At 69.3% G+C, this 7,185-nt stretch carries 6 protein-coding genes; 4 read left to right on the top strand and 2 right to left on the bottom strand.

Features of this window, described 5'->3' with window-relative positions; all coding sequences use genetic code 11:
• Positions 1 to 64: 64 nt before the first annotated feature.
• Positions 65 to 949 (bottom strand): LysR family transcriptional regulator, encoded by an 885-nt coding sequence (locus ACODR1_RS20680; RefSeq protein WP_488882117.1) that lies wholly within the window; start codon positions 947 to 949, stop codon positions 65 to 67.
• 75 nt (positions 950 to 1,024) lie between these two features.
• Between ACODR1_RS20680 and ACODR1_RS20685 the strand changes: the two genes are divergently transcribed.
• The 4 genes from ACODR1_RS20685 to ACODR1_RS20700 all read left to right on the top strand — a co-directional run bounded on the left by ACODR1_RS20685 (position 1,025) and on the right by ACODR1_RS20700 (position 5,495).
• Complete coding sequence (locus tag ACODR1_RS20685) at positions 1,025 to 2,233, top strand: MFS transporter (RefSeq protein WP_488882118.1); 1,209 nt, start codon at positions 1,025 to 1,027, stop codon at positions 2,231 to 2,233.
• The gene (locus ACODR1_RS20690) at positions 2,230 to 2,937 is read left to right on the top strand and encodes an alpha/beta fold hydrolase (protein WP_488882119.1); all 708 of its coding nucleotides are present in this window, start codon (positions 2,230 to 2,232) and stop codon (positions 2,935 to 2,937) included. The genes ACODR1_RS20685 and ACODR1_RS20690 overlap by 4 nt, the downstream gene beginning before the upstream one ends.
• Positions 2,934 to 3,644 (top strand): gamma-glutamylcyclotransferase, encoded by a 711-nt coding sequence (locus ACODR1_RS20695; RefSeq protein WP_488882120.1) that lies wholly within the window; start codon positions 2,934 to 2,936, stop codon positions 3,642 to 3,644. The genes ACODR1_RS20690 and ACODR1_RS20695 overlap by 4 nt, the downstream gene beginning before the upstream one ends.
• Positions 3,645 to 3,824: 180 nt before the next feature.
• Positions 3,825 to 5,495 (top strand): MFS transporter, encoded by a 1,671-nt coding sequence (locus ACODR1_RS20700; RefSeq protein WP_488882121.1) that lies wholly within the window; start codon positions 3,825 to 3,827, stop codon positions 5,493 to 5,495.
• A 106-nt stretch (positions 5,496 to 5,601) separates the two neighbouring features.
• Here ACODR1_RS20700 and ACODR1_RS20705 read toward each other — a convergent pair whose 3' ends face one another.
• On the bottom strand, positions 5,602 to 7,002 hold the full coding sequence (locus tag ACODR1_RS20705) for a helix-turn-helix domain-containing protein (protein WP_488882122.1): 1,401 nt from the start codon (positions 7,000 to 7,002) through the stop codon (positions 5,602 to 5,604).
• Positions 7,003 to 7,185 lie beyond the last annotated feature (183 nt).

Here is a 7,185-nt window from a genome sequence, read left to right on the forward strand (position 1 = left end):
CCCGGCCACGATGAAGGCCCGGCCAGGGTTTCGGCGCGGAATATCTTCGTATTGATATTACAAATCAACCCTCGTAACCGAGCGCGATCCTGACAAAGTTTTGCAGGGCGGGTGACGGCGTTTTCCCAGTCACCAGGCTGAGTTGCGCGATCGGCGTTCCGCCGGCGATGGGCCGGAAGACCACCCCGTCCAGCGCCAGCCGCGCCATCGAGACCGGCACGATCGACACCCCGAGCTCGGCCGCCACCAGCGCCACCAGCGACAGCATCTGCGGCGCCGGCTGGCCCAGGGTCGGCTCGAAGCCGGCGCGCCGGCAGGCCTCGACCGCGGCGTCGAAGACCGTGGGACCAAGCCCGCGCGGCGTCAGGATGAAGGCCTCGGCCCGCAGGTCGTGGAGGTCGACCGCCTCGCCGCCCGCCGCCGGATGCGAAGCCGGCAGCACCGCCACCATCTCCTCGCCGTCGAGGTCGTGCACCCGCAGGCCGGTAAGATCGACGGCTCCCGGCCGCAGGAAGGCCGCATCCAGCGCCCCCTGCGCCACCTCGGCCGCCAGATGGGTGCTGTTGGTCTCGCTAAGTGACAGCTCGACGTCCGGATAGCGCCGGCGATAGGTGCGCACCGAGGCCTGCACCGCGCGATTGAGCACGGCCGAGCCGGTGAAGCCCAGGCGCAGCGAACCGCTCTCGCCCCGCGCCGCCTTCTGCGCCTGCACAGCCGCCGCCTTGGCCTGATCGGGCATGTTGCGGACGGCGGCCTGGAACGCCCTGCCCGCCTCGGTCAGTTCGGCCCCGGTCGGCAGACGCCGGAACAGGGTTACGCCCAGCTCGGCCTCCAGATCCTTGATCTGCTGGCTCAGCGGCGGCTGGCCGATGCCGACCTTCGCCGCCGCCCGCGTGAAATGCCCCTCCTCGGCGACCGCCAGGAAGTAGCGGATGTGACGCAGTTCCACATCATCTCCAAAAGCTATCGAAATTCCGATCGCCATATATTGGACTGTTGGAAGGCGGAGTTCTAGATCACCGCCATGACCGCCGCCGCCATCACCGCCGCCTCGCCCGCCAGGGACACGGTGCGCCTGCGCCGAATGTCGCTGGCGCTGTTCCTCGGCGGCTTCTCGACCTTCAGCCTGCTCTATTGCGTGCAGCCCCTGCTGCCGACCTTCGCGCGGACCTTCGACCTGTCGCCGGCCCAGAGCGCCATGGCCCTGTCGCTGAGCACCGCCACCCTGGCCATCGCCATCCTGATGGCCGGCGGCGCGGCCCAGCGGCTGAACCTCAAGACGCTGATGTTCGGCTCCATGGTGCTGGCGGCCGCCTGCAACCTCGCCGCCGCCCTGGCCCCGACCTGGCCGCTGCTGCTGGTCGCCCGCGCCGCCGAGGGCCTGCTGCTGGGCGGCGTGCCGGCCGTGGCCATGACCTATCTGGCCGAGGAAACCGACGCCTCGGACCTGGCCGCCGCCATGGGCCTGTACGTCGCGGGCACCGCCTTCGGCGGCATGGCCGGCCGCGTGGGCATGGGCCTGCTGCTGGCGACCTTCGACTGGCGCATGGCCATGGCCGCCATCGGGGCCATCGACCTGGTCGCCGCCCTCGCCTTCTTCGCCCTGCTGCCCAGGCCCCGCCACGTGCGCGCCCCCGCGCCCGAGCGCCTCTCCGACCGCCTGAGGACATGGGGCCAGGCCTGGCGCCGCCCCGGCCTGCTCGCTCTGTTCGGCCTGGGCTTCTGCTTGACCGGCGTGTTCGTGGCCCTGTTCAACTACGTCGAGTTCCGGCTGGAGGGCGCGCCCTATCACCTCAGCCAGACCCAGGTTGGTTTGATCTTCCTGGTCTACGCCTTCGGGGTCTGGTCCTCGTCGACCGCCGGACGGCTGGCGCAGCGCCACGGCCGTCGCCGGCTGCTGCTGATCGGCCTGGCCGTCATCCTGGCGGGGATCGCCCTGACGTTGCCGGCCAGCCTGGCCTCCATCATCGCCGGCGTCGCGCTGGTCACCACCGGCTTCTTCATCGCCCACGCGGTGGCCAGCGGCTGGGTCGGGCGGCTGGCGGGCCCCGCCAAGAGCCAGTCGGCGGCGCTATATCTGCTGTTCTACTATGCCGGCTCGAGCCTGGCCGGCGTGGCCGGCGGCTGGTTCTGGCGACACGGCGCCTGGCCTGCGGTCGCCGGCTTCACCGCCATACTCGTCCTGGCGGGCGTCGCCCTGGCCCTGCGCATTCCCTCGGAAGACCCGTCATGACCGACCACCAGCCCATCGTCTTCCTGCCCGGCCTGCTTTGCGACGCCCGCCTCTGGCGAGACCAGGCAGCGGACCTCGCCGACCTCGCCGATCCGATCATCGCCGACCTGACCCTGGACGACAGCGTCGCGGCCATGGCCCAGCGCGCGCTGGCCGCCGCCCCGCCGACCTTCGCCCTGGCCGGCCTGTCCATGGGCGGCTACGTCGCCTTCGAGATCCTGCGCCAGGCGCCGCAGCGCGTAGAGCGCCTCGCCCTGGTCGCCACCAGCGCCGCGCCCGACACGCCGGCCCGCGCCGAGAACCGCCGCCGCGCCATGGCCGCCCTGGAGGTCGGCCGCTTCCTGGGCGTCACCCAGCGGATGCTGCCGCAACTGCTGCACGCCTCGCGCTTGGACGAGCCTCTGGGCGCCGAGGTCAAGACGATGGCCGCCCGCGTCGGCGGCCCGGCCTTCCTGCGCCAGCAGCGCGCCATCCTGGGCCGTCCCGACTCCTGCCCGCTGTTGCCGTCGATCAGCATGCCGACCCTGGTGGCCGTCGGCGACTCCGACCAGCTGACGCCGCCGGCCGAGTCCCGCGCGATCCACGCGGCGATCCCCGGCTCGCACCTGCACGTCTTCGAAGCCTGCGGCCACCTGCCGGCCATGGAGCGCCCCGAGGAAACGACCGCCCTGCTGCGCGCCTGGCTGACGGAGGCCCAAAGATGATCCAGATCGACCGCCTTGACCACTTCGTGCTGACCGTCGCCTCGGTCGAGACCAGCGCCGCCTTCTACGAGCGCGTGCTTGGCGCCGAGCGGGTGACGACGCCCGGCAAGCCGACGGCCGTCCGCTTCGGCCGCTGGAAGATCAACCTGCACCCGGCCGACGCTCCGTTCACGCCCAAGGTGGCGCGCACTGTGGCCGGCGCTGGCGATTTCTGCCTGACCACCCGCCAACCTCTGGCCGAGGTGGTCGCCCATCTCGCCGACTGCGGCGTCGCCGTCGAGCTCGGCCCTGTCGACCGCAACGGCGCGCTGGGCCCCATGACCTCGGTCTACTTCCGCGATCCCGACCGGAACCTGATCGAGATCAGCCGCTACGCCGAGCGTCCCCTTCAACGTCTGGCGGTCTACGGCTCACTCGCACCCGGCCGCCCCAACCACCATCACCTGTCGTCGCTGGGTGGAACCTGGACCCCCGGCGTCGTGCGCGGTCGCCTGGTCGCCGAGGGCTGGGGCGCGGCCATCGGCTTTCCTGGCCTGGTGCTCGATCCCGACGGCGAGACGATCGCGGTGCAGGTGCTGGAGAGCGACGCCCTGGGAGCCCACTGGGCCAGGCTCGACGCCTTCGAGGGCGCCGGCTACCGCAGGGTAAGCGTCACGGTCGAAACCGAGGCAGGTCGCATCGAAGCCTGGATCTACGCCCTGGCCTGACCTCCTGGCAGGCTCGTCATGCCACCGGTGGCAGCATCGACCGGCCCAATCCCCGAAAATCGTCGTTCGCAACCCTGCGTTCCACGAAAGTTCCCCTTTACGTAGGTCGCGAGGCGCCTGCCATCATCCCCCGCAACGATCAGCCGCGCAAAGCGGCGACGCTTTGAGGAGGATACGAGTATGGCGGACGCCGTAGCGACGTCAGGCGCAAAGAACGGAGAGACCGTTCAGCGCAAGGACGCCTTGGTCATCGGCGCGGCGTCGGTGGGCACGGTCTTCGAGTGGTACGACTTCTACCTGTACGGCTCCCTGGCCACCTACATCACCCACCACTTCTTCTCGGGCGTGAACGAGACCACGGGCTACATCTTCGCCCTGCTCGCCTTCGCGGCCGGCTTCGCCGTGCGTCCGTTCGGCGCGCTGGTGTTCGGACGCCTGGGCGACCTGTGGGGCCGCAAGAACACCTTCCTCGTCACCATGCTGCTGATGGGCCTGTCGACCTTCGTCGTCGGCCTGCTGCCCAGCTACGAGCAGATCGGCGTCGCCGCCCCCATCGCGCTCGTCTTGATGCGCCTGCTGCAGGGCCTGGCGCTGGGCGGCGAGTACGGCGGCGCGGCGACCTATGTCGCCGAGCACGCTCCGCACGGGCGGCGCGGCTTCTACACCAGCTTCATCCAGATCACCGCGACCTTCGGCCTGTTCCTGAGCCTGGTGGTGATCCTGGCCACCCGCTCGACCGTCGGCGAGGACGCCTTCCAGGCCTTCGGCTGGCGCATTCCGTTCCTGATCTCGATCGCCCTTCTGGGCGTGTCGCTGTGGATCCGCCTGCAGCTGTCGGAAAGCCCGTCGTTCCAGAAGATGGTCAGCGAGGGCAAGGGCACCAAGCAGCCGCTGAAGGACAGCTTCGCCCGCTGGGGCAACCTGAAGATCGTGATCCTGGCCCTCGTCGGCCTGACCGCCGGCCAGGCCGTGGTCTGGTACACCGGCCAGTTCTACGCCCTGTTCTTCCTGGAAAAGATGCTCAAGGTCGACGGCGCCGTGGCCAACACCCTGGTGGCCGTCGCCCTGCTGATCGGCACGCCGTTCTTCGTGGTCTGCGGCTGGCTGTCGGACAAGATCGGCCGCAAGCCGATCATCATGCTGGGCTGCGCGCTCGCCGCCCTCACCTATTTCCCGCTGTTCAAGACCCTGACCGCCGCGGCCAACCCGCAACTGGCCGCCGCCACGGCCTCGGCCCCGGTGACGGTCATCGCCGATCCGGCCGACTGCTCGTTCCAGTTCGATCCCGTCGGCAAGACGGTGTTCAACACCTCCTGCGACCTGGCCAAGTCGTATCTCGCCAAGGCCGGCGTCAACTACGAGAACCAGCCCATCGCGACCGGTGAGATCGCCGAGGTCCGCATCGGCGAGACCACCCTGCCCTCGTTCCGCGGCGAAACCCTCTCCAAGGAGCAGTTCGCCGTCGAAAAGAAGGCCTGGGAGGGCAAGCTCGCCGAGGCCCTGAAGACCGCCGGCTATCCCGAGAAGGCCGACCCGGCCAAGATCAACAAACCGCTGGTGATCTTCGTCCTGACCTTGCTGGTGATCTACGTCACCATGGTCTACGGCCCGGTGGCGGCCATGCTGGTCGAGCTCTTCCCGACCAATATCCGCTACACCTCGATGAGCCTGCCCTACCACATCGGCAACGGCTGGTTCGGCGGCTTCCTGCCGACCACGGCCTTCGCCATGGTCGCGGCGACGGGCAACATCTACTACGGCCTCTGGTATCCGATCGTCGTGGCCGCCGTGACGGCGATCATCGGCATGCTGTTCCTGAAGGAAACCAAGGACGTCGACATCGAGGCGTAGAAGCCCCGGTTGCGAAAACCTCGCCCTTCGACGAGCTCAGGGTGAGGTTTTCTACTGCACCGACCATGGTCCTCATCCTGAGCCTGTCGAAGGACGAGGACCCCCCCTACCCCCGCAGCGAGAACGGCACCCAGCGGCGGTCGTCCTCGAACACCTCGAAGGCCCGGTCCACCGGCGGGAAAGCGCGCTGGGAGCAGTCGTCCCGCTCGCAGATCCGGCAGCTGACCCCGATCGGCGCCGATGGCCCCGCAAGATCAAGTCCATCCGCATAGACCAGCTGATCGGCGTAGCGGGCCTCACAGCCCAGACCCAGGGCGTAGCGCCGCTCGGCCTGGCGATAGGCGCCCGACGGCTTGACCACCCCGCGGGCGATGCAGACATAGCGCACCGCGTCAGGCATCTGCGCCAGTTGCACCAGCCAGGCGTCGGGCCGGGCGAAGGCGTCGTGCACGTTCCACAGCGGACAAGCCCCGCCGAAGCGGGCGAACTGCAGGCGCGTGGCGCTGTGGCGCTTGGTGATGTTGCCGGCCCGGTCCAGCCGCACGAAGTAGAACGGCACGCCCCGCGCCCCCGGCCGTTGCAGCGTCGACAACCGGTGGAACACCTGCTCCAGGCTGGTCTGGAAAGTCAGCGCCAAGCGTTCGATGTCGTGCCGCACCGCCCGCGCCGCCTCGCGGAACCGCTCATAGGGCAGGACGAGCGCCCCGGCGGCGTAGTTCAAGAGGCCCGTGCGGCAGACCTTGGCGGCGCTGTCGCTGCGAAAGCCCGCCGCCGCCAGTTCGGCCTCGACGATGTCGGACAAGGTGAGCGCGGCGATCTGGTAGGCCAGCTGGAAGCTGCGCGTCGCCTCGGGATGGGCCGCGCCGATGGTCACGGTTCGCGAGGACACGTCCCAGTGGCGCAGCAGGTCAGGCTCGTCGCCGCGCACGACCCGCACGCCCAGGCGATCGGCAAGATAGGCCTCCAGCGCCCGTTCGCCGCCCCCGCCGATCTGCGCCGCCAGATCCTCGGCGGCGACGTCCAGGCTATGGATGTAGTTGTTCTTGTAGTGGAAGAAGTCGCGGACCTCTTCATAGGGCAGCAGCGCGCTGGCCGCTCCGCGTTCGTCCAGCGACACCGCCTCCTCGGTCGCCTTCAGCCGCTCGTCGAGGCGGCGATAGGCGCGGTGCAGGTCCAGGTAGGCCTTGGCGAGATTGGGCGTGTTGGCCACCGCCGCCTTGATCTCCGACAGGGCCGGCGCGTCGCCGCCGACGGGGGCGTCGGCCGTGGCCTCGCGCAGGTCGGCGATCAGCCGCTGGTCGTCGGCGGCGTCCAGTGAGGCGGCGTCCACCTCGAACACCCGCATGACGTCGATCAGCACCCGGGCGGTGACCGGCCGCTGGTTGGCCTCGATCTGCGACAGATAGCTGGCCGACAGGCCCAGCTGCGCGGCGCAGGCCTCCAGCTTCCAGCCCTTGGCCTGGCGCAACAGCCGCAGGCGCGGCCCGATGAACAGCTTCTCTCCCATTTCGCAACTTTGCTATTTCACAAGATGCAAGTTCGCAAGCCTTCGTTGAAACCTCAATTTCCTTGAGCCGGGAACCCAACACCACGCAAAATCTCTTCTTTGCGACGTTCACAGCCCGGTTGGAGTAAACCTTGCAACACATCCTGGAAGAGCTGGAGCGGCGTCGTGAACAGGCCCGCGCCG

Source organism: Caulobacter sp. FG7 (assembly GCF_057808875.1).